Raw genomic sequence first — 603 nt, forward strand, 5'->3', positions numbered from 1 at the left:
GTCACGTACCGCGCGGAGGAGTTCGACGGGACGGACCCGCGCCGCACCGCACTGGAGGCCCTGTCCCGTCAAGGGCTCGCCCGCTCAATGGAGTTGGGACGACTGGGACGCGAGGAGTGCCTGGCCGTCGCCGAGGACGCGGGGGCCAGAACCGGTCTCGACCGGGTCTGGGAGCTCTCGCTCGGTAATCCGCTGTTCGCCCTGGAACTCGCCCGCTCGGCTCAGGACGGCGCGGACACCGCGGGGCTGAGCGCCCCGGAGGGCGTCCGTCAGCTGGTGACCGCTCGCCTTGCGCGACTCGGGTCCGCGGCACGCAGGGTCGTCGAGGCCATCTCCGTGGCCGGCGGCGGGGCCGCGCTGGGCGAGATCCTGGACGTGGCGGAGCACGGCCTGCATCCGCCGCTCTCGTCCGCCGAGGCGACCGACGCCGTGGACGCGGCGGTCGCCGCCTCGGTGGTGGCGGAACGGCCGGTGGTGGTCGGTGGCCGGCCGCTGCCCGGCCTCGCCTTCCGCCACCCGCTGGTGCGACTGACCTGTTACGACGGGCTGTCCGCCGCGCGCCGCCGACAGCTGCACTCGGCCTACGCGGAGGCGGTGCTGAGG

1 pseudogene is annotated in these 603 nt (G+C 75.1%); it reads left to right on the plus strand.

The window, feature by feature from the left end:
* A pseudogene (locus tag AC1DYK_RS35510) lies at window positions 1-603 on the plus strand (hypothetical protein); the annotation flags it as partial.

It is taken from the genome of Variovorax sp. P2_H12 (assembly GCF_056403395.1).